This is a genomic window from Planotetraspora kaengkrachanensis, from assembly GCF_016862895.1.
Taxonomy (GTDB): domain Bacteria; phylum Actinomycetota; class Actinomycetes; order Streptosporangiales; family Streptosporangiaceae; genus Planotetraspora; species Planotetraspora kaengkrachanensis.
This window is the reverse complement of record NZ_BONV01000026.1, coordinates 151,110-175,687: the sequence shown is the minus strand read 5'-3', so window position 1 is coordinate 175,687 and position 24,578 is coordinate 151,110. Positions and strand designations below refer to the sequence as shown.

General features: G+C 71.3%; 29 protein-coding genes. 17 read left to right on the top strand and 12 right to left on the bottom strand.

The features are described 5' to 3' along the window. Positions 1–103 precede the first annotated feature (103 nt). From Pka01_RS25895 to Pka01_RS25875, 5 genes are all read left to right on the top strand, one after another. Positions 104–1,102: a cyclic nucleotide-binding domain-containing protein gene (locus Pka01_RS25895; protein WP_203885470.1), complete on the top strand. Its 999-nt coding sequence runs from the start codon at positions 104–106 to the stop codon at positions 1,100–1,102. Then, positions 1,099–1,887 carry an MBL fold metallo-hydrolase gene (locus Pka01_RS25890; RefSeq protein WP_203885469.1) on the top strand — a complete coding sequence of 263 codons (789 nt, stop codon included), beginning with the start codon at positions 1,099–1,101 and terminating at the stop codon, positions 1,885–1,887. Before Pka01_RS25895 ends, Pka01_RS25890 begins: the two co-directional genes overlap by 4 nt. Positions 1,888–1,934: 47 nt before the next feature. Continuing rightward, positions 1,935–2,813, top strand: coding sequence for a TIGR03854 family LLM class F420-dependent oxidoreductase (locus tag Pka01_RS25885; protein ID WP_203885468.1), 879 nt, complete (start codon positions 1,935–1,937; stop codon positions 2,811–2,813). 26 nt (positions 2,814–2,839) lie between these two features. After that, a complete protein-coding gene (locus Pka01_RS25880; protein ID WP_203885467.1) occupies positions 2,840–3,028 on the top strand; it encodes a hypothetical protein in 189 nt (62 codons plus the stop codon). Positions 3,029–3,122: 94 nt separating this feature from the next. Next, positions 3,123–3,485 carry a PRC-barrel domain-containing protein gene (locus tag Pka01_RS25875; protein ID WP_203885466.1) on the top strand — a complete coding sequence of 121 codons (363 nt, stop codon included), beginning with the start codon at positions 3,123–3,125 and terminating at the stop codon, positions 3,483–3,485. 114 nt (positions 3,486–3,599) lie between these two features. On the opposite strand, the gene Pka01_RS25870 is transcribed toward Pka01_RS25875, so the two are convergent. Then, positions 3,600–4,193, bottom strand: a complete 594-nt coding sequence (locus Pka01_RS25870) for a nucleotidyltransferase family protein (RefSeq protein WP_203885465.1) — start codon at positions 4,191–4,193, stop codon at positions 3,600–3,602. Positions 4,194–4,248: 55 nt separating this feature from the next. Between Pka01_RS25870 and Pka01_RS25865 the strand changes: the two genes are divergently transcribed. From Pka01_RS25865 to Pka01_RS25855, 3 genes are all read left to right on the top strand, one after another. Further along, entirely contained in the window at positions 4,249–4,752 is a 504-nt protein-coding gene (locus tag Pka01_RS25865; protein WP_203885464.1) for a DUF1360 domain-containing protein, read from the top strand. Next, complete coding sequence (locus Pka01_RS25860; RefSeq protein WP_203885463.1) at positions 4,745–5,245, top strand: DUF6328 family protein; 501 nt, start codon at positions 4,745–4,747, stop codon at positions 5,243–5,245. Before Pka01_RS25865 ends, Pka01_RS25860 begins: the two co-directional genes overlap by 8 nt. 226 nt (positions 5,246–5,471) lie before the next feature. Continuing rightward, complete coding sequence (locus Pka01_RS25855) at positions 5,472–5,621, top strand: GPGG-motif small membrane protein (protein ID WP_203885462.1); 150 nt, start codon at positions 5,472–5,474, stop codon at positions 5,619–5,621. A gap of 194 nt (positions 5,622–5,815) precedes the next feature. Here Pka01_RS25855 and Pka01_RS25850 read toward each other — a convergent pair whose 3' ends face one another. Together Pka01_RS25850 and Pka01_RS25845 are read right to left on the bottom strand one after the other, a co-directional pair. Next, the gene (locus tag Pka01_RS25850) at positions 5,816–6,547 is read right to left on the bottom strand and encodes a metallophosphoesterase family protein (RefSeq protein ID WP_203885461.1); all 732 of its coding nucleotides are present in this window, start codon (positions 6,545–6,547) and stop codon (positions 5,816–5,818) included. Then, positions 6,544–6,789 (bottom strand): BON domain-containing protein, encoded by a 246-nt coding sequence (locus tag Pka01_RS25845; protein WP_203885460.1) that lies wholly within the window; start codon positions 6,787–6,789, stop codon positions 6,544–6,546. Before Pka01_RS25845 ends, Pka01_RS25850 begins: the two co-directional genes overlap by 4 nt. A 323-nt stretch (positions 6,790–7,112) precedes the next feature. Between Pka01_RS25845 and Pka01_RS25840 the strand changes: the two genes are divergently transcribed. Further along, on the top strand, positions 7,113–8,321 hold the full coding sequence (locus Pka01_RS25840) for a glycosyltransferase (RefSeq protein WP_203885459.1): 1,209 nt from the start codon (positions 7,113–7,115) through the stop codon (positions 8,319–8,321). Positions 8,322–8,385: 64 nt separating this feature from the next. On the opposite strand, the gene Pka01_RS25835 is transcribed toward Pka01_RS25840, so the two are convergent. Next, positions 8,386–9,435: a glycosyltransferase family 9 protein gene (locus Pka01_RS25835; RefSeq protein ID WP_203885458.1), complete on the bottom strand. Its 1,050-nt coding sequence runs from the start codon at positions 9,433–9,435 to the stop codon at positions 8,386–8,388. Between the two features lie 237 nt (positions 9,436–9,672). Between Pka01_RS25835 and Pka01_RS25830 the strand changes: the two genes are divergently transcribed. Both Pka01_RS25830 and Pka01_RS25825 read left to right on the top strand, forming a co-directional pair. Further along, positions 9,673–9,921, top strand: coding sequence for a hypothetical protein (locus Pka01_RS25830; protein WP_203885457.1), 249 nt, complete (start codon positions 9,673–9,675; stop codon positions 9,919–9,921). Between the two features lie 4 nt (positions 9,922–9,925). Then, entirely contained in the window at positions 9,926–10,930 is a 1,005-nt protein-coding gene (locus tag Pka01_RS25825) for an SDR family oxidoreductase (protein WP_203885456.1), read from the top strand. Positions 10,931–11,053: 123 nt separating this feature from the next. Here Pka01_RS25825 and Pka01_RS25820 read toward each other — a convergent pair whose 3' ends face one another. Then, complete coding sequence (locus Pka01_RS25820) at positions 11,054–11,311, bottom strand: DUF6458 family protein (protein WP_203885455.1); 258 nt, start codon at positions 11,309–11,311, stop codon at positions 11,054–11,056. Between the two features lie 89 nt (positions 11,312–11,400). On the opposite strand from Pka01_RS25820, the gene Pka01_RS25815 reads away from it, so the two are divergent. Then, complete coding sequence (locus Pka01_RS25815; RefSeq protein WP_239115298.1) at positions 11,401–11,988, top strand: shikimate kinase; 588 nt, start codon at positions 11,401–11,403, stop codon at positions 11,986–11,988. Here Pka01_RS25815 and Pka01_RS25810 read toward each other — a convergent pair. The 3 genes from Pka01_RS25810 to Pka01_RS25800 form a co-directional block, all read right to left on the bottom strand. Beyond that, positions 11,965–13,122, bottom strand: a complete 1,158-nt coding sequence (locus tag Pka01_RS25810) for a low temperature requirement protein A (protein WP_203885454.1) — start codon at positions 13,120–13,122, stop codon at positions 11,965–11,967. The two genes, Pka01_RS25815 and Pka01_RS25810, sit on opposite strands and share 24 nt — an antisense overlap. A 213-nt stretch (positions 13,123–13,335) precedes the next feature. Beyond that, a complete protein-coding gene (locus Pka01_RS25805; protein WP_203885453.1) occupies positions 13,336–14,094 on the bottom strand; it encodes a phytanoyl-CoA dioxygenase family protein in 759 nt (252 codons plus the stop codon). Between the two features lie 75 nt (positions 14,095–14,169). Further along, complete coding sequence (locus Pka01_RS25800) at positions 14,170–14,406, bottom strand: hypothetical protein (RefSeq protein WP_203885452.1); 237 nt, start codon at positions 14,404–14,406, stop codon at positions 14,170–14,172. Between the two features lie 273 nt (positions 14,407–14,679). Here Pka01_RS25800 and Pka01_RS25795 point away from each other — a divergent pair, with 273 nt between their 5' ends. The 4 genes from Pka01_RS25795 to Pka01_RS25780 all read left to right on the top strand — a co-directional run bounded on the left by Pka01_RS25795 (position 14,680) and on the right by Pka01_RS25780 (position 19,265). Then, positions 14,680–15,846, top strand: a complete 1,167-nt coding sequence (locus tag Pka01_RS25795; protein WP_203885451.1) for a glycosyltransferase — start codon at positions 14,680–14,682, stop codon at positions 15,844–15,846. Further along, positions 15,846–16,748: an SGNH/GDSL hydrolase family protein gene (locus Pka01_RS25790; RefSeq protein ID WP_203885450.1), complete on the top strand. Its 903-nt coding sequence runs from the start codon at positions 15,846–15,848 to the stop codon at positions 16,746–16,748. Before Pka01_RS25795 ends, Pka01_RS25790 begins: the two co-directional genes overlap by 1 nt. Further along, on the top strand, positions 16,745–17,929 hold the full coding sequence (locus tag Pka01_RS25785; RefSeq protein ID WP_203885449.1) for a glycosyltransferase family 4 protein: 1,185 nt from the start codon (positions 16,745–16,747) through the stop codon (positions 17,927–17,929). The genes Pka01_RS25790 and Pka01_RS25785 overlap by 4 nt, the downstream gene beginning before the upstream one ends. A 133-nt stretch (positions 17,930–18,062) precedes the next feature. After that, complete coding sequence (locus Pka01_RS25780; protein WP_203885448.1) at positions 18,063–19,265, top strand: NAD(P)/FAD-dependent oxidoreductase; 1,203 nt, start codon at positions 18,063–18,065, stop codon at positions 19,263–19,265. 16 nt (positions 19,266–19,281) lie between these two features. Here the strand turns inward: Pka01_RS25780 and Pka01_RS25775 are convergent, their stop codons facing one another. After that, on the bottom strand, positions 19,282–20,589 hold the full coding sequence (locus Pka01_RS25775; RefSeq protein ID WP_203885447.1) for a M24 family metallopeptidase: 1,308 nt from the start codon (positions 20,587–20,589) through the stop codon (positions 19,282–19,284). Positions 20,590–20,788: 199 nt separating this feature from the next. Here Pka01_RS25775 and Pka01_RS25770 point away from each other — a divergent pair, with 199 nt between their 5' ends. Continuing rightward, positions 20,789–22,174, top strand: coding sequence for an amidohydrolase family protein (locus Pka01_RS25770; protein ID WP_203885446.1), 1,386 nt, complete (start codon positions 20,789–20,791; stop codon positions 22,172–22,174). A gap of 28 nt (positions 22,175–22,202) precedes the next feature. Here the strand turns inward: Pka01_RS25770 and Pka01_RS25765 are convergent, their stop codons facing one another. Genes Pka01_RS25765 through Pka01_RS25755 form a run of 3 tightly spaced genes read right to left on the bottom strand, consistent with a single transcriptional unit; the run spans position 22,203 to position 24,544 of the window. Continuing rightward, the gene (locus Pka01_RS25765; RefSeq protein WP_203885445.1) at positions 22,203–23,075 is read right to left on the bottom strand and encodes a YwqG family protein; all 873 of its coding nucleotides are present in this window, start codon (positions 23,073–23,075) and stop codon (positions 22,203–22,205) included. 5 nt (positions 23,076–23,080) lie between these two features. Continuing rightward, entirely contained in the window at positions 23,081–23,794 is a 714-nt protein-coding gene (locus tag Pka01_RS25760) for a class I SAM-dependent methyltransferase (RefSeq protein WP_239115297.1), read from the bottom strand. A 21-nt stretch (positions 23,795–23,815) separates the two neighbouring features. Next, positions 23,816–24,544 (bottom strand): restriction endonuclease, encoded by a 729-nt coding sequence (locus Pka01_RS25755; protein WP_203885444.1) that lies wholly within the window; start codon positions 24,542–24,544, stop codon positions 23,816–23,818. Positions 24,545–24,578 lie beyond the last annotated feature (34 nt).

The window sequence follows — 24,578 nt, the reverse complement described above, 5'->3', positions numbered from 1 at the left end:
CCAGAAAGGGTGCTGGGACGACGGATAGGGGATGCTGGCACCCCCGCGTGCTGGCAGGGTGACGCCCTCGTGTAAGGCGGCCGCGGTTCCTACCGTCGGGACCATGCGTGTCACATCACATCTCACGTCCGTTTCCTGGATCCCGTCGGAGGCCGTCAAGGGCTACACCAAGCCGGCCTTCACGATGGGCATCACCCACTACGACGAGCCGCCTCCCGACACGATCGAAGGCCTGGAGGCCCTGCGCGCCGCCGACGCCTTCCGCTTCGCCCATCGGCTGGAGGCCTGGGCCGAGTTCGACGGCGGCTCCCCGGTGGACCACGGCGTCGGCGGCGGCCTGATCATGGGGTCGACCACCGTGCGGCTCGGCCCCCTCGGCGTGACCTTCGCCGCCTTCTCCCTGCCGGAACTGCGCCCCGAGCCCGAGATCGGGGACGGATGGATCCGGTTCTCCCAGACCGTCGGCGGTCGCACCGCGATGCCGCTGCCGCGACGCAGCTCCCGCCCGCCCTACCTGCGGCTGCAGTCGCCGTTCGTGTGGACCACGCTCTCCCTGACGCTGCACGCCGACGGCAGGGCCGAGGGGCAACTGACCGGCGCGAGCCCCTTCCCCCGGCACTGGGTCTACGGCGCCGACGACGCGCTGACCATGAAGGCCGGGCTCACCGACTACAAGACGTGGGCCGGCCAGGAGGGGGCCGAGAGCACGCCATGGGGCGACGAGGACTCGCCGGTGCTGGTCACCGCGGCGGAGACCGCGCTGGAGCGCGAGATGTCCGCGCTCATCATGCGCGGGGGCCGCAAGCCCGTGATCCGCTCGCTGGAGGCCGGGGCCGTGCTGGTCCGCCAGGGCGAGCCTGGCTCGTCGCTGTTCCTGCTCCTCGACGGGGTCCTCACCGTCGACGTGGACGGCAGAGCGCTGCCCGAGCTGGGACCCGGCGCCATCCTGGGCGAGCGCGCGGTACTCGAGGGGGGCCTCCGTACGGCGACGCTGACCGCGAGCACGCCCGTCCGGGTCGCCGAGGCCTCCCCCGACATCATCGACGCCGCCGCCCTGGCCCGCCTCGCGCAAGGCCACCGCCGAGAGGACTCGCTCGCGTGAGACTCGCTCTGCTCGGCGTGCGGGGCTCGACGCCCGCACCCGGTCCTGAGTTCGTCCGGTACGGAGGGCACACCAGTTGCGTCGCCGTCCTGCCCGACGACTCGGACGTCCCCCGGCTGGTGCTCGACGCGGGCACCGGCCTGCGGGGACTCGGCCGCCTGCTCGGCGGGGAGCCGTTCCGCGGCTCGATCGTGCTCACCCATCTCCACTGGGACCATCTGCAGGGCCTGCCCTTCTGCCCGCCGGTGGACCGGCCCGACTCCCGCGTGGACCTCCATCTGCCCGGTGACGGGGATCCGCGCGGCCTTCTGGCCCGGATGATGTCGCCGCCGCACTTCCCGATCGACCCCGGGGGGCTGCGCGGCGACTGGCGGTTCCGCACGTCCGCCGACGGGGTCGTCGAGGGCTACACGGTGCGGGTGGCGGAGATCGCCCACAAGGGCGGCGTCACCCATGGGATCAGGGTCGAGGGCGACGGTGTCTGCGTGGCCTACCTGCCCGACCACTGTCCCCAGATCGAGTCGGCGGCCGCGGAGAAGCTCGCGTCGGGAGCCGACCTCCTCCTCCACGACGGCCAGTTCCTGTCCGCCGAGCAGGAGACCGCCGACGCGTACGGCCACGCCACCATCGGCGACGCGGTCGCCTTCGCACGGCGCTGCGGAGCGCGGCGGCTGGTCCTGACCCACCACGCGCCCGGCCGTACGGATGACGCCCTGGACGTCGTCGCCGCGACCGGGGCCGAGCTCGCCCGGCAGGGCGACGTCCTCTCCGTCGGAGCGCCGTGACACGGGGGCCCCTGGGTTCGGAGAACGAATCGTGGTCGAATGGAACGATGAAGGTTCGGATCGGGATATCGGCGACCACCCGCGCCGACCGCTTCGCTGAGACCGTCGACCTGGCGGAGTCGCTCGGAGTCGACTCCCTGTGGCTGTCCGAGCTCGTCCTCGGCTCGTCGGTCGAGCCGGTGGTCGGCATGGGCTACGCCCTGGCCAGGACGACACGGCTGAAGGTCGGCACGGGTGTCGCGATCCTGCCCGGCCGGCATCCGGTGCTGGTCGCCAAACAGCTCGTCTCGCTGGCCGCCCTCGCTCCCCGGCGCGTCCTGCCCGCGTTCGGCCTGCTGCCCGCCCGTCCTCAGGAGCGCGCCTTCTTCCCCGTACCCGGCGAGTCGCGCGGCGCCGTCTTCGACGAGTCGATGGAGGTGCTGCGGCTGCTGCTGCGGCAGGAGCGAGTGACGTTCAAGGGCGAGTTCCACACCATCGAGGACGTGGGCGTCGGCCCGCTTCCTGCGCGGCCGCTCGACATCTGGCTCGGCGGAAGCGGACCCCGGGCGCTGCGCCGGGTGGGCCGCTTCGGCGACGGCTGGCTGGCGAGCTTCGTCACGCCGGAGGAGGCGGGCGCGGCGCGGGCGTCCATCCAGGCGCACGCCGCCGAGGCCGGGCGCGAGATCGAGGAGGACCATTTCGGCGTCAGCCTGGCCGTCGCGACGGCAGGCGTGTCCGACGATCTCGCCGCCGCCGTCCGGCGCCGCCGCCCCGACGCCGACTTCGCGGATTTCGTCCCCGAGGGCTGGCAGGCCGCCCGTGACCTCATCGAGCGTTACGTGGCGCGGGGCATCACCAAGTTCGTCGTACGGCCGGCCGGGCCCGTACCCGCGATGGAGCGGTTCCTGCACGACTTCGCCCGCGAACTGAAGCCCCTGGAGACCTGAGCCTGCGGAAATTCGGATGCCGGGCGGTGAGTCCTCCGTGCCAGGTCATCGGGTCCCAGGGCGTGGCGAACCGGGAGAACGGCATCCAGACCACGGTCGTCCAGGGAAAGCGCCGCGTCGACCAGCGCCTGCGCCTGCTGCGGGGCGACTTCACCAGCCCGGTCCCCGTGGAGATCCACAGTCTGGACGGCTGCCGCGACCAGTTCGGTGTCTGAAGGGCGACCTGTCCGGAGGGCCACCCGGGCCTCACGGGCATGGATGTTTCGCTCCACAACGTCGGGTAGGTGGCTGTTCGACGAAGGGAGAACCATGACACCGGATCTTTGGTCGTATCCGAACGGCGTATACGACACCGGACAGGCGGCGGACGTCGTGGGTTACGACGTCGAGGCCACCGACGGCAAGATCGGGTCGGTCGACGACGCGACCTATGAGGTCGGTCAGAGCTACCTCATCGTCGACACCGGCCCGTGGATCTTCGGCAAGAAGGTCATGCTCCCCGCGAGCGTGGTCACGCAGATCGACCCCGTCGAGCGGAAGATCTTCGTGGGCAGGACCAAGCAGGAGATCAAGACCGCTCCCGAGTTCGACGAGTCGGCGTTCAAGGAGTCGGCTTACCGGGACACCCTCGGCGAGTACTACGGGCGTTTCCCCTACTGGGGCGCTCCGTAAGCTCGATCGATCTCCATGAGAAGGGGGCCGCGCCAACCGGCGCGGCCCCCTTCGCCCTTCTGTCCGGCCACTTCTGTCCGGCCACTTCTGTCTCGCTGCTGCCGGCGGTTCGCCTCACGGCCAGGTGACGTCCTGCGACGGCGAGGTCGGGGCGATGACGCGGAGCCGCTCGAGCAGGGTCAGGAACGTCGACGCGTACGGCGACGGCGCCACGACCGACGCCACCCGGTCCCAGTCGACCTGTTCCCGCATGGCGCGGACCACGGGCAGCAGACCGCCGTAGTCGCAACTGTGCTCGGAGAGCGGGAGGATCCACGAGATCACCAGGTCGGTGGCCTCCAGGACCGGCAGGCTGAGCGCCGCCGTATTGATCATCTCCGCACGGGCGATCATGGCCTCGGTCACCGGTCTGTCGGCGATCGAGAAGATCATGTCGACCAGCACGCCGTCCTCGTCGAACGCCTTGACCAGCCAGTCCTCCGGAGGCCGCGCCGTACGGAAGCCGAGGTTCTCCAAGGTCTTGAACGCGAGGGGGACGTCCTCCTCGATCAGCGCGAAGTCGACGTCGTGAAGAGACGGCGCGGCGCCGCGGGCGTATCCGGCGCAGCCTCCCGCCAGGGCGAACCGCACACCCGCCTCCTTGAGGCCGGAGCCGGCGCGCTTGAGTGTTTCGAGGATCGCGTCGGTGACAGCGTGACCACTACTCACTCACGTCGCTTGCCCCGGTATGTTCGCCGCAAACAATCCAGGGTAGACGCGTCCCATGACCGACACCCTCCGAGAAATCCAGCACGAATACGAGGGCGGGGAACATCGTCCCCTGCCCGCGTACGGCAGGGTCCTCGCCGTGTACGGCGGAGCCGTCGCAGCCCTGATGGCGGCGGCGAAACTGACCGGCAGACGGGTGCCGACCCGGGTCGGCCTCATGGACCTGGCCCTGATGGGGATCTTCACGCACCGCCTCTCCCGTACCCTCGCCAAGGACCCGGTGACCAGCCCGATCCGTGCCCCCTTCACCAGATACGTCGGGGTCTCCGGCCCCGCGGAGCTCGAGGAGGAGGTCAGGGGAAGCGGCCTCAGGCACGCACTGGGTGAGCTCGTGAGCTGCCCGTTCTGCCTGGCCCAGTGGGTGGCGACGGGATACTCCGCCGGTCTGGTCTTCGCCCCCCGGGTGACCCGCCTGGCGGGCGCGACAATGACGGCCGTGGCGATCTCCGACTGGCTCCAGCTCGCCTACGGCCGGATGATGAAGGCCGACAATGAATGACTCGGCGACTCCCTTATCCAATCCCGAGGAGAACCCGAAGGAGCGGCTGGACCGCGAGCTCATGGAGCTCCTCCAAGGTCTGCGAGTCGCGGCGACCGGCGTCCAGGTGCTGTTCGCCTTCCTCCTGACGCTGCCCTTCTCCGCCGGCTTCGGCAAGATCGGCCGGGAGGGTCACTGGCTGTTCCTCATCGCCGTCATCACCGCGGCGCTGGCCTCCATCTGCCTCATCGCACCGGCGACCCAGCATCGGATCCTGTACCGGTCGGGACTGAAGGCCCAGCTGCTGCGCCGCGCCAATCGACTGGGCGTGGTGGGCGGGATCGCGCTGGCGATCTCCATGGTGTGCTCGACGAGCCTGGTCGTCGACGTCCTGACCAGCCTGTGGCTCGCGGTGGTCATCGCCGCGGCGATCGCCGCGCTGAGCGCCTGGTTGTGGTTCGTCCAGCCCCTCGTCTCACTGCTCCGCGCCCGCCGCCACGACGACGACCAGTAGCGGGCACGGCACCAGGCGGCGCGTCTGGCCTGCCGTACGAGCTCCTTGGGATCGTGTTCCTCGCTCGAGAGGAAATACCCGAATGAGGTCATAGAGCCCACGTGCCCGGCATTCTTAAACCGGCATTCTTAAAGCAAACGTCGCCCGACAGGCGCCCAACGGCAAAAACACCCAACCCAGCGACCTGCTGATGTTATGAGGTCATTTGTCAGGGCAGTGGAGGGCCATGGCTACACTGCTCTGGCTCATCGCCGTCGTACTCGTGATCGCCGGGATCTACGTGATCCTGGCCCGTCGGGACATCCTCTGGGGGATCGTCCTCATCGTCCTCGGGTTCCTCGTCGGCCCCGGAGGCGTCAGCATCTTCAATCCATAATCGTCACCCCCTGAAGCGGACAAAACGGCGGCCGGCGTCAGCCGGCCGCCGTCCAACTCGTTTCACAGGCGATGAAAGACGATGGAAGACGATGAAAGACGATGAAATAAAGGCCGCCCGGTCGAGATCCGGACGGCCTTTATTTCCACCTCTGTTTCCAGCATGTCCTCGCAGTGCACGTCTCAGTACACGTCTCAGTGCACGCCCTCGCCGTCGAGGCAGTAGACGGCGTACGCGTGTTCGATGACGGGCAGCGCGACGTTCCGCACGCGGATCCCGCCCGGGGTCATGCCCTTCTCCGTGCCCAGGTGCGCGTGACCGTGGACGATGAGATCGGCCCCCTCGGCGTCGGCCGCCTCGGCCAGCAGGTAGCTGCCGAGGAACGGATAGATCTCCGGCGGCTCACCCGCGAGCGTGTCCTTCACCGGCGAATAGTGGCTGAGCACCACCCTGTGGTCGGCGTCCAGATCCTTGAGCGCGTGGCGCCACCGCTCCGCGATCTCCTTGGTGTGCCGGACGAACGCCTTGGTCTCCGGCTCGCCGAACTCGCTCGCGCACTTTCCGGCGAACCCGCCCCCGAATCCCTTCCCGCCCGCGACGCCGAGCCGTACCCCGTCGAGGGAGACCACCGCGGCGTCGTCGTCGAGCACGATGATCCCGGCGTCGCGCAGCATCGCGGTGATCTCTTCCTCGGCGTCGGAATGGTAATCGTGGTTCCCGAGGACGGCGATCACGGGAATGGGCAGGTCGCAGAGCTCGTCGGCGACCACCCGGCCCTCCTCCCGCGTGCCGTGCCTCGTCAGGTCGCCCCCGACGAGGAGGACCTCGGCCCGGTGCTCGATGCCCTCGAGCTTCTTGCGATAGTGGCCCCGGATGTCCTCGCCGAGGTGGATGTCCGCCACCGCGGCGACTCGTAGTGCTTTCACAGGTGCTCCTCCTCCCCCGGCGCGCGTACTTCCAGGAGCCGAATCTCGTTGTGGACCGTCAGCCCGGGAGCCGCCTCCCGGGCGACGTCCTCGATGCCGTGCCTGCGCTCCTCACAGGACACCTGACCGCGCAGGAACACCTGGTCCCCGCGTACGTCCACACGGATGCCCAGTTCGTTGGTGCGTTCGTCCTCCGCGAGAGCCCGCTGGATCCGGGCCGCCACGTACTGCGGCGTCTCCATGACTTCCCCCTCATCCTGTACGGCTATCGCTGCCCGGGGCCTCCCACGCAAAACGCAGGGGTTTGAGATGCAATTACCTGGAAAGGGTCAATGCAGACTTCGGTGCCTAAGACGCAGGTACCTCCGTGGCACGAACATGCCTGCCGGAGGAGCGTTCTCGGGAACGGGTCACCCTCTCGCGTTCGGTGCGGCTCCACTCCCGATCCGGCGACTTCACGACCGTTCGGCCACGCCACCCGCTGCCCCCATCAGCCGGGCACCTTCACCTGGGCTCCGTGATCCCCGAGCCAGGTGGTCGACGCCGCCCCTCACGGAGGAACCCAGTGAAGATCGCCATGATCTCGGAACACGCCAGCCCGCTCGCCGTCCCCGGCGCGGTGGACGCCGGCGGCCAGAACGTACACGTGGGCGCCCTCGCCCAGGAGATCGCCGGCCTCGGGCACGAGGTCACCGTCTACACGCGCAGGGAACAGGCCGAGGCCCCCCAGACCGTCGAGCTCGGACCGGGGCTGACCGTGGTGCACGTGCCCGCGGGGCCTGCCGTCCCGATCTCCAAGGACGAGATCCTGCCCTGGATCCCGGACTTCGCCGCGTGGCTGCGCGACCGGTGGGTCGCCGACCGGCCGGACGTGGTGCACAGCCACTTCTGGATGAGCGGCGTCGCGGCCCTTGAGGCGGCCGGGCGGGCGCGCATCCCGGTCGTCCACACCTACCACGCCCTCGGCGTCGTCAAGCGGCGCCACCAGGGCCCGGCGGACGCGAGCCCGCGCGACCGGATCCGGTCCGAGGGCTCGATCGGCCGGCAGGCGGACGCCATCATCGCGACCTGCCACGACGAGGTCGACGAGCTGATCCGGATGCGGGTGCCGCGCAGGTCCGCCCGGGTGGTGCCCTGCGGCGTCGACACGGCCGTCTTCAACCATCACGTCGAACCGGGCGAACGGCCCAGCCGGGTGCGGCTGTTGTCGGTGGGCAGGCTCGTCCGGCGCAAGGGGGTGGAGACGACCATCGAGGCCCTGCGCCACCTGCCCGACGTGGAGCTGGTCGTCGCGGGTGGTCCCGCGGCCACCGAACTCCACCGTGACGCCGAGGTCACCCGTCTGCGGTGGATCGCGGCCCGCGCCGGGGTGAGCGACCGGGTGCGCTTCGTCGGCCGGGTCGGCAGGGCCGAACTGCCCGCGCTCATGCGCTCGGCGGCGGCGCTCGTCTCCGTCCCCTGGTACGAGCCGTTCGGGATGGTCGCCCTGGAGGGGATGGCGTGCGGGGTCCCCGTGGTCGCCTCCGCCGTCGGCGGCCAGAAGGAGACCGTGGTCAACGGCGTGACCGGCGTCCTCGTCCCACCGCGCCACCCGCTGGCGCTCGCGAAGGCCCTGCGGAGCCTCCTCGGCGACGGCGTCCGCCGCACGGCGTACGGCATCGCCGGTGCGGACCGGGCCAGGGTCAGGTACGGCTGGGGCCGTATCGCCTCGGAGACTCTCGCCGTCTACGACGAGGTGCTGTCCGCCCGGAGACTCGAGTGCAGTCCCTCCTGAAGCATCGACTGCGCCGGCGAGACGGGACTGCGACACGGGACTGCGGCGGCCGGAGCCGCCGCGGTCACCGCAGCAGGTCCTGTGCCTGTTCGAGCACGTCGTCCACCGTCACGTCGGCGACCCACGACGCCGACCCGTGCCCACAGCCCAGCGAGCCTGCGCCCCCGCAGGCGGGGCAGTGGATCGTCCAGGAGATCAGGGGCCGGTGCATGCCTCTGCTCAGCGGCCCCCGGCTGATCAGGTCACCACACCAGAAGATCCCCACCGTCGGCGTTCCGGTGGCCGCGGCGAGATGACGGGGCCCGCTGTCGTTGGAGACGACGAGGTCGCAGGCCGCATAGAGGGCCGCCAGCCCGCCCACGGAAAGATCGTCGATCAGGACGAGTCCCGGCCGCTTCATCGCGGCCGTCATCCGTTCGACGACTTCCCTGTCCGATTCCGTGCCGGTCACGACCACGGGCCGTCCCAGGCGGTCGGCCACCTCGGCGAAGCATTCCGGCGGCCAGCGGCGCCGGGAATCGGGCGCGCCGGGATGGATCGCCACGAGTCCCTTCGGCAGCCTGCCCAGGTGCCGGTTGAGCTCCGCCCAGTCCTCCCTGATGACGGGCAGGCGCGGCTCGACGTCGGCGGTTCCGGCGCCGAGCAGCCCGGCGACCTCCAGGGATCGGAGGATCTCGTGCTGGTGGTCGATGTAGGGGATCCACCTGTCCAGCGGCTCGGCGCCGGGCGCGCACAGTCCGGCGGTCAGCCGCGCGCCCAGCCGCCGTACGAACGGATTGCAGTCGCGTCCGCCGCCCTGCATCTGCACCACGACGTCGAAGCGGCGTGAGCGCAGGTCGTCGTAGACCGCGTCCGGGACCGCGTCGGGAACGGCACCACCTGCGGCGGCGGACGAGATGCCGGAGATCGGGGGCAGGGGGACCACCTCGTCCACGGGTCCCGGACGGTTCATCAGGAAACGCCCGTGCCATTCGCGTCCCAGAAGAGTGATCGCGGCCGCGGGATAGGCCCTCTTCAGGGCCTCGAAGGCGGGCAGGGCGATCAGGAGGTCGGCCATCACCCCGGCCCGCAGCACCGCGATCCGTTCGACACCATCGACAAGCAGCCCCGTCATGGCGCGAGACCTCCTCCCGTCCCCGGTCCCGTCCGGTCATCCATCGTGCTTACCCGCCCTTCCCCTCGCGCCGCACTCGTCCCTCTGACCGCCTGCTCGCCCTTCTCGTCCCGGCCCGGCATGCATTCCGGCTACCCCTTCGCCTCATGGGCAAACGCCCGGCCGTGACTCTCGGCTGTCACCCCGTGACGCGGCGGCGCGATGCGTTACTCGTCCGCCCCCGGGTAGTGGGCGCCCATGACTGAGGAACAGCGCTCGCCCAGCGGCAAGCCGATGGTGCCTGCCACGCCGAAGGACGTGATCCACATCCGGATCGGCTCCCTGGCCCTGGTCCTGTGCGCCGGGATCGGCCTGCTGGCCGGCCTGACACGTCTGTGGTGGCTGATCGCGATCGTCGCGGTCGTCGCGCTCGCCCTCGTCGCGGACATGGTGCTGGCCGTCCGCAGACAGCGCACGCTCGGCGGCGGCCCCGAATCGAGAGGATGACACAGTGAGCCTCAGCGACAAGGTCGTCGTGGTCACGGGAGCCAGCGGCGGCGTGGGCCGCGCGATCGTGCGTCAACTGGGCGACCAGGGCGCGATCGTCGCGCTGATCGCCCGCGGCGAGGCCGGCCTGGCCGGCGCGGCCGTGGACGTCGGCGTGGGAGGCGGCATGGCGAAGGTCTACGTCGCCGACGTCGCCGATCACGAGCAGGTACGGCAGGCCGCGCAGCGGATCGAGGCCGAGGTCGGACCGATCGACGTGTGGATCAACGTCGCCTTCACCACGGTGTTCGCCCCGTTCATGGAGATCAGCCCGGAGGAGTTCGAACGCACCACCCAGGTGTCCTACCTGGGCTACGTCTGGGGCACGCGCGCGGCCCTCGAGGTGATGCAGCCGCGGGACAGAGGTGTCATCGTGCAGGCCGGCTCGGCGCTGGCCTACCGCGCCATTCCGCTCCAGTCGGCGTACTGCGGCGCCAAGCACGCGATCAGGGGTTTCACCGAGTCGGTGCGGACCGAGCTGCTCGCCGGCGGGTCCGGCGTGAAGATCACGATGGTCCAGTTGCCGGCGCTGAACACCCCGCAGTTCAGCTGGGGGTTGACCCGGTTGCGCCGCCATCCCCAGCCGGTGCCGCCGATCTACCAGCCGGAGGTCGCCGCCGAGGCGGTGCTGTTCGCCGCCGAGCACCCGGAGCGCAAGGAGTTCTGGGTCGGCGCGACCACTGCGGCCACGATCCTGGCCCAGCGGGTGGCCCCCGGTCTGCTCGACCGTTACCTCGGCCGGACCGGCGTGAAGGCCCAGCAGGTGGAGGGCAAGCCGCCCAGCGGGGTGTCGAACCTGTGGGAGCCGGCCGACGACGAGGAGGACCACGGCGCGCACGGCGCCTTCGACGAGCGCTCGCACCCCCGCAGCGTCCAGGTGTGGTTGTCGCAACATCGCGGCGTGGCGACCGCCGCGGCCGCCGGCGCCGCCGGGGCGGCGGCCGCGGTCCTCCGGCTGCGCCGCCGCTGAGAACTCCGGGGATGCTCCAGCCGTCCGGCAGCCGGGCGCGGAAACGGGAGCGGCCGCACGCGACGTCGCGTGCGGCCGCTCCCGTTCCGAAGCCTCAGAGGTCTTCGGCTGTTTCCGAAAACCTCAGAAGGCGTCGGTGTCCCGTCGCTCCTCGTAGACGCGGTGGTGGCGGACGACTTCATCGGTGGGCTCGACGGTCCTGACGGTGGCCGCCCGGCGCACCGTGCTCAACCGCCAGATGCCGAAGAGCAGGCCGGCGAGGCCGCCGAGCATGAGGATCACTCCGATCACCTGGATGTCGATGCCGGCGACGGCGAAGTCGACGGCCCAGGTGAAAATGGCCCCCAGCATGATGAGGATGATGCTTCCGGCGATGGTCATGTGGCACTCCCTCCTTCGCCTGTTGCACTATCCCCTCCACGGAAGTCAAACGTCGCCACAGCATCGCGTAACCGGGCAGCATTGCCTTTATGACGGTCATGCCAGTAGTCGTGATGGGTCTCATGGGTGCGGGAAAGAGCACGGTCGCCAACCTGCTCTCCCGGACGCTGCGCCGTCCGATGAGGGACAGCGACGCCGACCTCGAGAGCCGGTACGGCGCGACCGCGGCGGCGATGGCCACCGAGGTCGGCCCCGACGAACTGCACGCGCGTGAGGCGCTGGTGCTGAAGGAGGCGCTGGAGGCCGAGCCGCCCCCGGTGATCGCCGCGGCGGCGAGCACGGTCGACGATCCGGGCTCGCGGAGCCTGCTGGCCTCCGCGTTCGTGGTGTTCCTCGACGGGCCGCCGCAGGTGCTCGCCGAGCGCATGCGGTCGAGCGCGCACCGCCCGCACTTCAAGCCCGACCTCGTCGAGATGCTCACCGAGCAGCGGGCCCGGCGCCTGCCGTACTTCCAGGAGGTGGCCGACGTGACGGTGGACAGCACGGTCCACACTCCCGAGGAGATCGCCGGGATCGTTCTGGCGCGCCTCGGCGCCCACCCTCGAGCGGCGCGGGAGCCAGAACGGGAAGCAGAACGGGAAGCGGAACGGGAATCAGGGCGTGACGGTCAGCTGTGACCGGGCGGCGGCGCTCTCGCGTCGCGCGACCAGGACGGCGATCGTGACGACCACGGCGAGGACGACTCCGGTGGCGGGCACGGGGACGGGGGTGAAGGTTCCCGCGAGCACGAGGACGGCGGCTCCGGGGACCAGCACCTTGTGACTGAGGCTGACCTGGTGCGGGCGGTGCTGCAACCACCACACGGCGAGCAGGAAGACCGCCACGGGGACGGTGACGACCGCTCCCCGCGCGATCGCGCCGCCGTGGAAGTGCCCGGTGGCGTCGTCGACCGCCGCGGACAGCCCGGCGCCGACGGCGGCGGCAGATCCGAAGACCAGATAGTGGCCGTAGCCCCAGAGGAAGGCGGCCCGGTTGGAGGTGAGGAACCGGTGGGCCGGCTTGGCGAAGTACAGCCACCACATCGAGAACACGATGAGCAGCCCTCCGGCGGCCACGCCGTACAGGCCGGCGCCGGCCTGTTCCGCGTCGAGGGCCCCCTGGACGGCGAGGGTCGCCGCGAGGATCGACTCGCCGAGGACGATGAGCGTGAACAGCCCATAGCGTTCGGCGATGTGGCGGGGATGCCATGCCGTGCGGTGCCTGCGTTCGGCCCACACGGGGACGGACAGGTCGGCGCACGCGAGGAACAACCAGGCCCACAGCCGGATGCCGGACGGGATCGTCAGCATGACGACCCATGCCGCCTCGACCAGGGTGACGCCGACCGCGTAACGCAGCGCGGTGCCGCGGCCCTCGGGGTCGGACGCCGCGGCGCGCAGCCAGTTGGCCACCAGGGCGGTGCGCATCACGACGTATCCGAGGACCGCGATCGAGAAGTCGCGCTGTTCGAAGGCCCGCGGGATGCCGGCCGCGAGGATGAGCGCGCCGGTGATCTGGACCATCGCCGCGATCCGGTACGGCACGTCGTCGGTGTCGTAGGCGGAGGCGAACCACGAGAAGTTCATCCACGCCCACCAGATCGCGAAGAACGTCATCGCGTAACTCAGCAGGCCGTCTCCGACGTGCCCGGACGCGAGCGCGTGGTGCAGTCCGGCGGCCGACTGCGCGATCGCGACGACGAAGCACAGGTCGAACAGCAGCTCAAGCGGGGTGGCCGTGCGGAAGGACTCGGCGACGTCTCTGGGAGTCATCCTGCGTCTCGCGGCGGGGGCTGTCGCGATCGTCTCCTGGCCCATCGGTGGCCGGCCTCCTGTCGACGGTGCGGCGGGGGTTCTACGTCGAGGTCGCACGGCCGGCGGCGGGACGGCGACGAGCCCGGCCGGCGAAGGCGCACGCGTGAAGCACACCAATCATAAGGAAGCGGAGGTCCCGTCCCGGCCCGCCAGAACCGCTGGGGACGCGGCTCAGCCCAGCGTCCTGCGGGGGTGGCGGCCGTCGACGTATCCGATGAACGGCGGGCAGATGTTGTAGCCGAGCAGTTCCTGCATCCGCTCCGGGAGGTCCCGCACGATGTCCTGCGGCACGGCGAGCAGGTGGTTCTCCTGCGGGCGCAGCCAGGAGGCCGCGTAGTGCAGGACCACGCCGAGCCGCGGCCGGTCGGTGCGGTTGGCGCCGCCGCCGTGCCAGAGGGTGCCGAGGTAGATGAGCGCGGAACCGGCGGCCATCTCCGCGGCGACGGTCGGGGTCTCGTGCCCCGGCCGTTCCTCGCCCCAGCGGTGGCTGCCCGGCACGATGCGGGTGGCGCCGTTCGCCTCGGTGAAGTCGTCGAGCGGCAACATCACGTTGATCACCATCTCGCGGTGGGGCCGCGGGACGGGATAGATGCCGTCGTCCGGGTGGAGCGGCTGAGCCGTCTCCCCCGGGCCGATCTCGATTCCGGTCGGCGCGCTCAGCTGGTAGTACCCGAGGAAGTGGTCGAGCACCGCCAGCACGAGCGGATGGGTCGCCGGTCCGTCGAACAGCCGCGTCTTGGCGAACAGCGCGTAGACCCGCCGGGTGTGGTCGCCCTCGAAGTCGTTGCGCCCGAAGGGCGTGCGCTCCAGGATCGTCCCGAGCTCCGTCCGGGCGGCCGCGACCTTCTCCTGGCTCAGCAGGTCAGGGATGATCACGTAGCCGTGGCGGTCGAGTTCGTCCACCACCGTCGCCGCTTGAGGCAGAGTCACAGTTCGAGACTAATCACGCCGAACAAAGTTCGGTAGCCATGCGGCCGGATCGGTTCGGCCCCCCGCCTCCTCCGGTCAGGAGGAGATCATCTGGCCTCCGATCCGCTCCTGCGCGGTGAGCAGGTCGCGCAGTTCCTCCGCGTCCTCTCCCGACGCGGTCATGATCAGGCCCCGGTCCATCTCGTTCCTGGACAGCGATCGCCTCATCCGGGTCGCGTACCAGCGGCCGGCGTCGCTTCGCCAGATCGACCAGTGTCCGCCGTACTCGTTGCGCAACTGGCTCCACGCGAGGTCATCGGCTGAGATCGGCACTGCGCCCACCTCCAGGCTAGGTGCCAGGAAGCAGCGAGATGCTCGGCCGGGCACGAATGGTAGTGAGAAGCGACCTCCCCCGTCCCGAGCCGGCGCCACCGTGGGCGAGACGAAGATCTTCCGTTGGTTGCGGTGACTTCACCCGATCTTGGCATGCCGGAAATGACACGGGTATTCGGAGAAGGTTAGGGATCAGGTCATTTGGGGTTACCTGTCCGGGTAATCGGCTGGGTCACCATCGCGGCAAGCGTCCTGCGACTCCCGGGATGGAACATGAGGATCGTACGGCTTGCCAACTTCATCGCCCCCCGGTCGGGCGGTCTTCGCACCGCTCTCAACGAGTTGGGCGCGGGCTACGTGGCCGCCGGGCACGAAGCGGTCCTGGTGATCCCCGGACCCGAGGCCGGTAGGCACGACACCCCCTCGGGACAGGTCATCACGGTGCCGGGTCCCGTCGTCCCCTGGTCGGGCGGCTACCGGGTCATCACCGCTCGCCGCTCGCTGAAGCGCCTGCTCGACGAGCTCGGCCCCGATCGGCTCGAGGTCTCCGACCGCACCACGCTCCGGTGGACCGGCCGATGGGCCCGGTCGCGGGGCGTGCGGTCGCTCATGGTCTCCCACGAGAGCCTCGACGGCCTGCTGCGCCTGTTCGCCCCCCGGTTCATCCCCTCGGCCTCCGGTTCGGGAGACGGCCGGGCGGACCGGATCGTCACCGGGCTCGCGGACCGGCTCAACCGGCGGACGGCGGCCGACTTCGACATGGTGGTGTGCACGACGGAGTGGGCGGCGGCCGAGTTCCGGCGGCTGGACGTGCCCAACCTGACGCGTGTGCCCCTCGGCGTCGACCTGGCCCGGTTCTCCCCCGAACGCCACGACCCGGAACTCCGCCGCCGGTTCGCCGCCCCCGGTGAGCCGCTGCTCGTCCACTGCAGCAGGCTCTCGCCGGAGAAGCGGCCCGACCGCCCCATCGAGGCGCTGCGCGAACTGCGCAGCCGCGGCGTGCCCGCCGTACTCGTCGTGGCCGGGGACGGGCCGCGCCGGGCGGCGCTGGAAGCGCTCGCGAGCGGGCTGCCGGTCCACTTCCTGGGCCACGTCTCCGACCGGGACCTCCTCGCCCGGCTGCTCGCGACCGCGGACGTCGCCGTCGCTCCGGGTCCCGTCGAGACCTTCGGGCTGGCCGCGCTGGAGGCGCTGGCGAGCGGGACGCCCGTCGTCGTGTCGCGGCAGAGCGCGCTGCCCGAGGTCATCGGCGAGTCCGGGGTCGCGGTCGGCGACGATCCGGGCGAGTACGCCGACGCGGTGGGAGCGCTCCTGGACGGCGAGGAAGAGTCGCGCCGTGCCCGCGCCCGCCGCCAGGCCGAACGCTTTGACTGGCCGGGCTCCGTGGACGGGTTCCTCCGCGCCCACGGGCTCGCGAACCTGATCGGAGGTCGACGCTAGTGGCGACCAGACTCGTGGCACTCGGTGACTCGGTCACCGCCGGGCTCGGCGACCCGATCCCCGGCGGGGGATGGCGCGGCTACGCGGCCATCCTGGCCGACGCGCTCGGCCCGCGCGGGCAGGTGGAGTTCAGCAACGTCGCCACCTCCGGGGCGACGTCGCGCGACCTCGCCGCGGACCAGCTTCCTCGCGCCCTGTCCCTGCAGCCCACGCTCGCCACCGTGCTGGCGGGCGTGAACGACACCCTGCGCGGCACGTTCGACCTGCGCACGATCGCCTCCGACATCGAGGAGGTCGTGGGAGGGCTGCGCCGTGCCGGCGCCACCGTGCTCACCGTCCGCCTGCCCGACCCGGGGCTGATGCTGGGCATCCCGGACCTCGTCCGCCGGCCGCTCACCCGGCGGGTGCGGGCGATCAACACGATCCTCGACCACATCTCCCGACGTCACGACACCCTCCACGTCGACCCGGCCCTCCACCCGGCCCTGTACGAGCGGCGGATGTGGGGGGTCGACAGGCTCCACCCGAGCGAGCGCGGTCACCGCCTGCTCGCCCGGCTCATCGCCGCCGAACTGGCCACGCGAGGCGTCCCCCTCGCCTCGATGCCCGACGCGGAGCCCACCGGCGCGAATCCGTCCGCCTGGGCGAGCGCGCGGTGGATGGCCGTCGAAGGCACCGGGTGGGTGGTCAGGCGCTCGCGGGACTTCCTGCCCGAGTTGGCCCGGCTCGTCCTCAGCGAGGCGTGGCACGACATCCGCGGCCGGGCCGAAACGCTCGACCAGCGCTTCCACACCGACCTCGACCACGCCCTGCGGCACCTCGGCGCGCAGCCCCCCGTGACCGGCCCGCGGCGGACGCCCTCTCCCACCCTGCACGTCGCTACGGAAGATGCCTGCCCATGAGAGTCGCCATCGTCTCGGAGTCCTTTCTTCCCCAGGTCAACGGAGTCACCAACTCGGTCTGCCGGGTCCTCGAGCACCTCGCACGCACCGGCCACGAGGCGATGGTCATCGCGCCCGGCCGTGGCCCGTCCGACTACGCGGGCTTCCCCATCCGGACCACTCCCGCCTTCCGTCTGCCGTTCTACCGTTCCTTCCGCGTGGGACTGCCCAGCGGCGAGATCATGACGGCGCTCGAGGAGTTCAAGCCCGACGTCGTGCACCTCGCCTCCCCCACCGTGGTCGGGGCGTCCGGCATGACGGCCGCGGCCCGGCTCGGCGTGCCCGCCGTCGCTGTCTTCCAGACCGACCTCGCCGGCTTCGCCCGCCAGTACGGCATGCGCGGCGCGGACGCGGCCATCTGGGGCTGGCTCCGCCACATCCACGTCCGCGCCGCCCGCACGCTCGCCCCGTCCTCCGCGACGATGAGCGAGCTCAACGCCCACGGGATCCCGCGGCTGTCGCTCTGGGGCCGCGGCGTCGACCTCCAGCGTTTCAATCCCGGCCACCGCTCGGAACGGCTGCGCCGCGAACTGGCCCCCAACGGCGAGGTCATCGTCGGCTACGTGGGCCGCCTCGCGGCCGACAAGCGGGTCCACCTGCTGCCCGGGCTGGCCGAGCTGCCGGGGGTCAAGGTGGTCGTCGTGGGCGACGGGCCCGCCGCCAAGAGCCTGCGCCGCCGCATGCCGGACGCGGTCTTCTGCGGGCTCCGCACCGGCACGGAGTTGTCGGAGATCCTGGCATCCTTCGACGTCTTCGTGCACACGGGCGCGAACGAGACGTACTGCCAGGCCGTACAGGAGGCCCTGGCCGCGGGCGTCCCGGTGGTCGCCGCGGCGGCCGGCGGCCCGCTCGACCTGGTCCAGCCCGAGCACAACGGACTGCTCTACCCGGCCGACTCCCCCGAGGAGATGCGCGCCGCCGTCGCCAGGCTCGCCTCCGACGAGGACGCGCGGACGCGGATGAGCGGCAACGCGCGCGCGTCGGTGCTCCACCGCACGTGGAGCGCGCTGTGCGAGCAGCTCGTCAGGCATTACGAGACCGTGTCGTCGGAGGACTTCCAGCCGCACGAAGAGGACCTGGGCAGGTGGAAGCCCTGGAAGGCCCGGGTCGCCGAACCGTCGGAAGCCCACGCCGGCACCTGACGCTCCCGCCATGTTCGGGCTGATTTCCCTGGTGTGAAAATCCGCCGGGCGGCGGATGTCACGTTTTCCGCGACGCGCTTCGTCTCGGAAGTGAAAGGCGCCCACAGGGGGCGCCTGACACGAAAGGGACGCCATGTCCTCCAGAAGAAGCTCACAGCGGATCGTCGTCCTGGGCGCGGGCTACACCGGAATGCTCACCGCGATCCGCGCGGCGGGCCGCACCCGGCGTCACGGCGGGCACGTCACGCTGGTCAACCCCTCCAGCAGGTTCACCGAACGGCTGCGCATGCACCAGATCGCCACCGGCCAGTCGCTGCCGGACTTCCAGATCGTGGACGTGCTCGACGGCACGGGCGTCGACTTCGTCCAGGGCTGGGCGACGGCGATCGACCCCGACGCCCGTGAGGTCACCGTGACGACGGCCGACGGCACGCGGGTCCTGCCGTACGACCGGCTGGTCTACGCCCTCGGCGGCAAGGCCGACCGCACGACGGTCCCCGGAGCGGACGTGCACGCCCACACCCTCGACGATCCCGCGTCGGCGGCACGGCTGGCCACCAGGCTGGCCGAGATCGCGGCGGCCGGAGGCACCGTGACGGTCTGCGGGGCCGGGCTCACCGGCATCGAGGCCGCCACCGAGATCGCCGAATCCTTCCCCTCGATCCGGACCGTCCTGCTGAGCAGGGACGTGCCCGGCTCGATGATGGGCGAGCGCGCCCGCGCGTACCTGAACGCGGCGCTGGAGCGGCTCCACGTGGAGGTCCGGTCCGGGGTGGAGATCACCAAGGTGCTGCCCGACGCCGTCGAGCTGTCGGGGGGCGAACTGGTGCACACGGATGCCGCCTTGTGGACGACCGGCGTCCGGGCGGCGGCGACGGCCGCGCGATCGGGAATCGCCACCGACGACCACGGCCGGATCGTGGTCGACGCCACCCTGCGCTCCGTCTCCCACCCCGCGATCTACGCGGTCGGCGACGCCGCCGCCGTGCGCCAGGCGTACGGAGTGCTGCACGGCACCTGCCAGAGCGGCCTGCCCACGGCCGTGCACGCCGCCGACGCGATCGGCCGGGAGCTGCGCGGCAGGCGGCCGAAGCCGTTCCGGTTCGGCTATATGCACCAGCCCGTGAGCCTGGGCCGCCATGACGCCGTCATCCAGTTCACCCGCGCCGACGACACCCCGCGCCGCTGGCACCTCACCGGCAGGCGCGCGGTCGCCTACAAGGAGTTCGTCTCCAGCAGCCCGATGACGACCTACCGGCTGTCGAAGCTGTTCGCCCTCCCCAGCCGCGCGCTGTGGACGCGCGGCGGCCGCGCCAACCCCGCGCCGCGCGTCTGACGTGCGGCGGCCGAGATCACGCCGTGCCGTAGGAGGTGTTGCGATGCGACTGGGCGTCCCGGAGGGCGGGCAGCGGCCCGCCGGCCGCGTGGTAGCGGCGACCGGCGACCAGCAGGTCCTCCGCGGGGAACTTCGTGATCACCTCGCAGCCGTCGGCGGTGACGACGAGTTCCTCCTCGATGCGGGCCGCCGACCAGCCGTCAGCCGCCGGCCAGTACGTCTCCAGGGCGAAGACCATGCCCTCCTCGAGCACCTCCGGATGATCGAAGGAGACGAGCCGGCTGAAGACGGGCCGCTCCCAGATGGACAGGCCCACTCCGTGCCCGTACTGCAGGGCGAACGCGGCCTCCTCGTCGGGGAAGCCGAACTCGGCTGCCGCCGGCCAGACGGCGCACACGTCCGCGGTGGTCGCGCCTGGCCGTACCAGGGCGATCGCCTGGTCCATGTACTCGCGGCACCGCAGGTAGGCGTCGCGCTGGGCGACCGACGCGCTGCCCACCGCGAACGTGCGGTAGTAGCAGGTGCGGTAGCCGTTGTAGCTGTGCAGGATGTCGAAGAACGCGGGGTCGCCCGGCCGCAGGATGCGGTCGCTGTAGACGTGGGGATGAGGTGAGCACCTCTCCCCGGAGATCGCGTTGACGCCTTCGACGTGTTCCGAGCCGAGGTCGTAAAGGATCTTGCTGACCAGGCCGACGCATTCGTTCTCGCGCACACCCGGCCGCAGGAACTCGTACAGGCCGTCGTAGGCCGCGTCCACCATCGCCGCCGCGGTGGCGAGCAGCGTGATCTCGTCGGCGGTCTTGATCCTCCGGGCGGCGAGGAAGACCTGCTGCCCGTCGACGACCGGGATCCCGAGGTCGGCGAAGGCCGCGAGCACCGGCATCTCGGCGAGGTCGACGCCGACGGGCTCGCGCTCCAGACCATGTTCCGCCAGCACCTCGTGCACCTTGCGGGCGACGTCGCCGGCCCGGTCCGCCGACGGCGGGATCGCCCCGCGCAACGTGGAGATCCCCGCCCTCGCCCTGCCCCCGCCGAGCCACGGGTCGTACAGCTGGTGGTGCCGGGCCGCCGAGCCGAAGTCCCACACGACCGGCTCGCCACCCCGGGGCAGCAGCGCGAAACGGATCAGCTTGTCCATCGCCCACGTGCCGATGTGCGTGCTCGACATGTAACGGATGTTGTGGAAGTCGAAGGCCAGCAGGGCGCCCAGCTCGGAGCGGCCGAGCTCGGCCCGCAGCCGGGCGAGTCGTTCGTCTCGCAGCCGGGGGAGGTCGACGCGGTGCTCCCAGTCGACCGAGCCCGTGCCGTACGTGGCGATGCCCATGGTTCTCCCCTCTCCTTCCGATCTCCCCGACGGCGCCCCTCGATCCAGGGGCCCGCCTGCCTGGATGTACCCGGCTCCGTACGGCCCCCCGGACAGCGGGGCGGAGACCGCCGCAGGGAGAAGATGGAGGTGACGGAAGGTGACGACCACGCCGGTGGCCGTGCCTGAACCGACGCCGCCACATCCACGGGGAGCGGGCATGGGCGCGACGACTCGCTACGTCATCAGGGGGGCCTGGGTCCTCTCTCAGGATCCCGACGTCGGGGATCTTCCCCGGGCGGACGTCCTCATCGAGGGCCGCGACATCGCCGCCGTCGCACCGGACCTCGGCCCGGTGGACGCCGAGGAGGTGGACGGCGCCGACCGCATCGCCCTGCCCGGTTTCGTCGACAGCCACCGGCACAGCTGGCAGTCGCTCATCCGCCACATGTCGACCGACTGGACCCTGGCGCAGTATTTCTCCGGCGTCCGCGGCGTCCTCGGCCGCGCATACGAGCCGGAGGACATGTACGCGGCGAACCTCATCGCCATGCTCGACGCGCTCGACTCCGGGATCACCACGCTGGTCGACTGGTCGCACAACAACAACACGCCCGGGCACGCCGACGCCGCGATCCAGGCGGTCTTCGACTCCGGCATCCGCGCCGTCTGGGCGTACGGCAACGCGAACGACGAATGGCTGCCGGTCAGTGACGTCCCGCAGTCGCGGGACGTGCTGCGGGTCGCGGAGAAGTACTTCACGTCGCCAGACCGGCTCGTCACGCTGGCGTTGGCGCCGCGCGGTCCGCAGTTCGCGACGCGGGAGGTCACCCTGCGTGATTTCGCGCTCGCCCGGGAGCTCGGCATACCGGTCACCGTCCACGCCGGCGACGGGCGGTGGGGCAGGAGCCGCCCGGTCGCCTGGATGCTCGAGCACGGCCTGGCCGACGCCAGGACGACGTACGTGCACGGCAACACCCTGGCCGACGACGAGTACGACATCATCGCGAGGACCGGGGGCGCCCTGTCGATCGCCCCCGAGTTGGAGATGCACATGGGCCATGGCCCGCTGTCGACCCTGCGGGCCCGCGACCGCGGCATCCCCGTCTCCCTGTCCGTCGACGTCTGCTCGTCGGTCGGCGGCGACATGTTCAGCGCCATGCGGGCCGCGCTCTCCGGCACCCGTTACCTCGTCAACGTGGCCGCCCTCGAGGCGGGCGAGAGCGTCGACCCGCTGCCGATCACCGCGGTGGAGGTGCTCCGATTCGCCACCCAGGGCGGGGCGACGGCGGCCTGGCTCGGCGGCACCGTCGGCTCGCTCACCCCCGGCAAGCGCGCCGACGTGATCCTGCTCCGCACCGACGTGTACGGCATGCGGCCGCTCAACCATCCGGCGGGCGCGGTGGTGGAGTCCGGCAATCCCGGCCTCGTCGAGACGGTGTTCGTCGACGGGAAGCCGGTCAAGCGGGACGGCGTGCTGGTCGGGCACGACTTCGCCCATGTGCGCGGGCTCGCCGAGGACGCGCGTGATCGCGTCCTCGCCCGGGCCGGCGTCACCGACCCCGGCCGTTGGCGTCCGCCGCCCTATTCCGCTCCCGGCTGCTGATGCCCAAGCTTTCCCCTGACCGCGGGGCTCAGCAGCACTGCCAGGTGAACAGCGCCCGGTCGAACCGCCCGGCCGCGAGATCCTCCGGCCGGATCAGCCAATAGAGCGCGCCGGCGTCTCCCCACATCATGTTCGCGCGGCCGTCGCTGTCGAACTGGGCGAGGAGCACCCAATGTGCGGCCTCATCCTGAAGCCGCGGATCGCGCCAGTCCACACCCCCGAGAGCGACCTGGGCGACCTCGTACTCCACGTCAGCCTGTACGGGAGCGGCGTATCCGCCCACCCGATGGCCGATGTCGCCGGACGGCGGAAGGTTCCTGCGGAAGGCCCGCGCCGACACCGGATGACCCTTGATCGCCTCGAGGTCTCCTCCGAACGACGCGACGAGCACCGGGTGAGTGGGCGTCGGGACCGTCACGGCGGCGTGCGCGCTGAGGGGCACGCGGGGATACGGCTCGATCCCCTCGGGCGCCTCACGCGGCGACGCCTCGGCCGCGGCGGGAACGTAGAGCACGCGGGCTCCCGCCTGGGTCGCCGGATCCCAGGGACCGACGATCTCCTCACCGTCGTCGATCTGACCGTCGAAGTAGAAGAACGACAGGACCCCGCCGGACGGCACCCCGCCGGCATACGCCGCAGGCTCCAGGGCCGAGCAGTCCAGGGCCGCGATGAACGTGAGCGGCCCTCGGTCCTCCCACACGGGCCAGGGGACGTCCTCAGGAAGGATCGGGTCTCCGCCGAGGTGCCCCGCCACCCGATCCCCGTCTCGCGCGTGCGTGAGCCGCAGGCCGGGTCTGAGCAGGGACGTCCAGGTGTCGGCGACGTCCTCGGGCAGGTGGGCGCGCGCCAGGCCGGTCAGGTGCTCCCTGGTCACGGCGCGGGCTCCGGGCGGATTCTCCATCGTGTTCAACCCGTGAAGGAGTAGTAGGAGTCGACGGCCGGTTGGCCGGTGTAGTTCGGCCCGGCGGCGGCGTCGGATCCGAGGTATCGATAGGGCAGGCCGCCACCGCCGCCGCTCCCGCAGGTGATCCGGTGACGCCGCGAGTCGTAGGCGAACCCCGATGCCCTGAGCGCGGCGGCCAGGCGGCGTCCCGCCGGCGAGCCGTCCTCCAGCCGGACGCACCCCGGGTCGAAGTCGCCGACGAACATGCCGCCGTCCGTCAGCCACGCGGGAATCCGGGAGAGCACACCGAGTTTGTCGCCGACGTAATGCAGGCCGTGCACGCAGGTGATCAGGTCGAACTGCTCATCGGGCTCCCACGTCGTGATCGACGCGGTGATCAGCCGCAACCTCGGCGGCCGGGAGGGACCGGCGAAGAAGTCCACGAGGTCGACTCCCACGATCTCCGCGTCGTCTCCCAGCGCCTCGGACGCCTCGAGAAGCGCCCGCGCCTCACCGCAACACAGGTCGAGCCATCGCACGACCGGCCGGGTGGACGGCCGGGATCGCAGGACGTCGAGCACGTCGAGCCCCAGCGCGCGCCCGTAGCCGCCGGAGCCGGTCAGGCCGCGTTCACGGTTCATCGTGCGGTTGGCCACCACCGCGGAGTGCTCCAACGTCTCGTCGTCGAGCAGTCTCATCGTCGAGCCCTTCCCGGACGGCAGCGAGCCGATCATCATGGCCGGATCATCTTGTCCGGATCAGCCCGGCCCGTCGACCTCGCCACCGCCCGGCCCCGGCTCCGGCTCCGGGACGCGGGAACCCTCGTCGGGACTCCCCCTGCCACGGCGCAGCCGGGCCAGCCACACCGGCGACCGCCTGCCGGGCCCGAGGCGGTAGGCGTCGAGCAGCCAGTCGCCCAGCCGGTCGCGGTCGATGACGACCAGGTCGTGATCGCGTGCCGTCCTGGCCGCCTCCGCGCTGAGCCGGTGTGAGGTGATCAGGACCCCCCGGTGATCCCGGTACGGCCTGGCCTGCAGGGCGCCGACGAAATCACGGACCTGGCCCGGGCCGACGGCACGCGTGTAGTACTTGCACTGGATCGCGTAGCGTCCGCCGTCCGGGGCGACGCCGAGCACGTCGACGCCCCGGTCACCCGCCCCTCCGACGACGGTGACCTTGCGGAAGCCGTCCCGGCGCAGCAGTTCGGCCGCGAGCTCCTCGAACCGCCGCGGATCGAGCCGGTCGAGCCCGGCCCTGCGCAGCGCGTCCCGGCGGTAGGCCGCCCCCATCCTGCGGATCACGACGACGGCGGCGACCGGCACGACGACGGCGACCACGGCGACCGTGAGGAGCGCCGCCCACCCCGCCCATCGGACGGCCTCGGCCGCCGCCACGAGAACCACCACGACGGACAACGTCGGCAACAGCCCGTTCCCGCCGGCGCCCCGCCCGCGCCGGTTCCGCACTGGTGATCTACGCCTCGCCATCGAGACCTCCAGGATCGGTGAAGACCCTGCCGAG

What these genes read in the sequence shown, in the direction of transcription:
- Pka01_RS25895 (WP_203885470.1), top strand. Translation starts at nt 104, where the DNA reads ATGCGTGTCACATCACATCTCACGTCCGTTTCCTGGATCCCGTCGGAG.
- Pka01_RS25885 (WP_203885468.1), top strand. Translation starts at nt 1,935, where the DNA reads ATGAAGGTTCGGATCGGGATATCGGCGACCACCCGCGCCGACCGCTTC.
- Pka01_RS25875 (WP_203885466.1), top strand. Translation starts at nt 3,123, where the DNA reads ATGACACCGGATCTTTGGTCGTATCCGAACGGCGTATACGACACCGGA.
- Pka01_RS25865 (WP_203885464.1), top strand. Translation starts at nt 4,249, where the DNA reads ATGACCGACACCCTCCGAGAAATCCAGCACGAATACGAGGGCGGGGAA.
- Pka01_RS25860 (WP_203885463.1), top strand. Translation starts at nt 4,745, where the DNA reads ATGAATGACTCGGCGACTCCCTTATCCAATCCCGAGGAGAACCCGAAG.
- Pka01_RS25855 (WP_203885462.1), top strand. Translation starts at nt 5,472, where the DNA reads ATGGCTACACTGCTCTGGCTCATCGCCGTCGTACTCGTGATCGCCGGG.
- Pka01_RS25845 (WP_203885460.1), bottom strand. Translation starts at nt 6,789, where the DNA reads ATGGAGACGCCGCAGTACGTGGCGGCCCGGATCCAGCGGGCTCTCGCG.
- Pka01_RS25835 (WP_203885458.1), bottom strand. Translation starts at nt 9,435, where the DNA reads ATGACGGGGCTGCTTGTCGATGGTGTCGAACGGATCGCGGTGCTGCGG.
- Pka01_RS25830 (WP_203885457.1), top strand. Translation starts at nt 9,673, where the DNA reads ATGACTGAGGAACAGCGCTCGCCCAGCGGCAAGCCGATGGTGCCTGCC.
- Pka01_RS25820 (WP_203885455.1), bottom strand. Translation starts at nt 11,311, where the DNA reads ATGACCATCGCCGGAAGCATCATCCTCATCATGCTGGGGGCCATTTTC.
- Pka01_RS25815 (WP_239115298.1), top strand. Translation starts at nt 11,401, where the DNA reads ATGACGGTCATGCCAGTAGTCGTGATGGGTCTCATGGGTGCGGGAAAG.
- Pka01_RS25810 (WP_203885454.1), bottom strand. Translation starts at nt 13,122, where the DNA reads ATGACTCCCAGAGACGTCGCCGAGTCCTTCCGCACGGCCACCCCGCTT.
- Pka01_RS25795 (WP_203885451.1), top strand. Translation starts at nt 14,680, where the DNA reads ATGAGGATCGTACGGCTTGCCAACTTCATCGCCCCCCGGTCGGGCGGT.
- Pka01_RS25785 (WP_203885449.1), top strand. Translation starts at nt 16,745, where the DNA reads ATGAGAGTCGCCATCGTCTCGGAGTCCTTTCTTCCCCAGGTCAACGGA.
- Pka01_RS25780 (WP_203885448.1), top strand. Translation starts at nt 18,063, where the DNA reads ATGTCCTCCAGAAGAAGCTCACAGCGGATCGTCGTCCTGGGCGCGGGC.
- Pka01_RS25775 (WP_203885447.1), bottom strand. Translation starts at nt 20,589, where the DNA reads ATGGGCATCGCCACGTACGGCACGGGCTCGGTCGACTGGGAGCACCGC.
- Pka01_RS25770 (WP_203885446.1), top strand. Translation starts at nt 20,789, where the DNA reads ATGGGCGCGACGACTCGCTACGTCATCAGGGGGGCCTGGGTCCTCTCT.
- Pka01_RS25765 (WP_203885445.1), bottom strand. Translation starts at nt 23,075, where the DNA reads ATGGAGAATCCGCCCGGAGCCCGCGCCGTGACCAGGGAGCACCTGACC.
- Pka01_RS25760 (WP_239115297.1), bottom strand. Translation starts at nt 23,794, where the DNA reads ATGATGATCGGCTCGCTGCCGTCCGGGAAGGGCTCGACGATGAGACTG.
- Pka01_RS25755 (WP_203885444.1), bottom strand. Translation starts at nt 24,544, where the DNA reads ATGGCGAGGCGTAGATCACCAGTGCGGAACCGGCGCGGGCGGGGCGCC.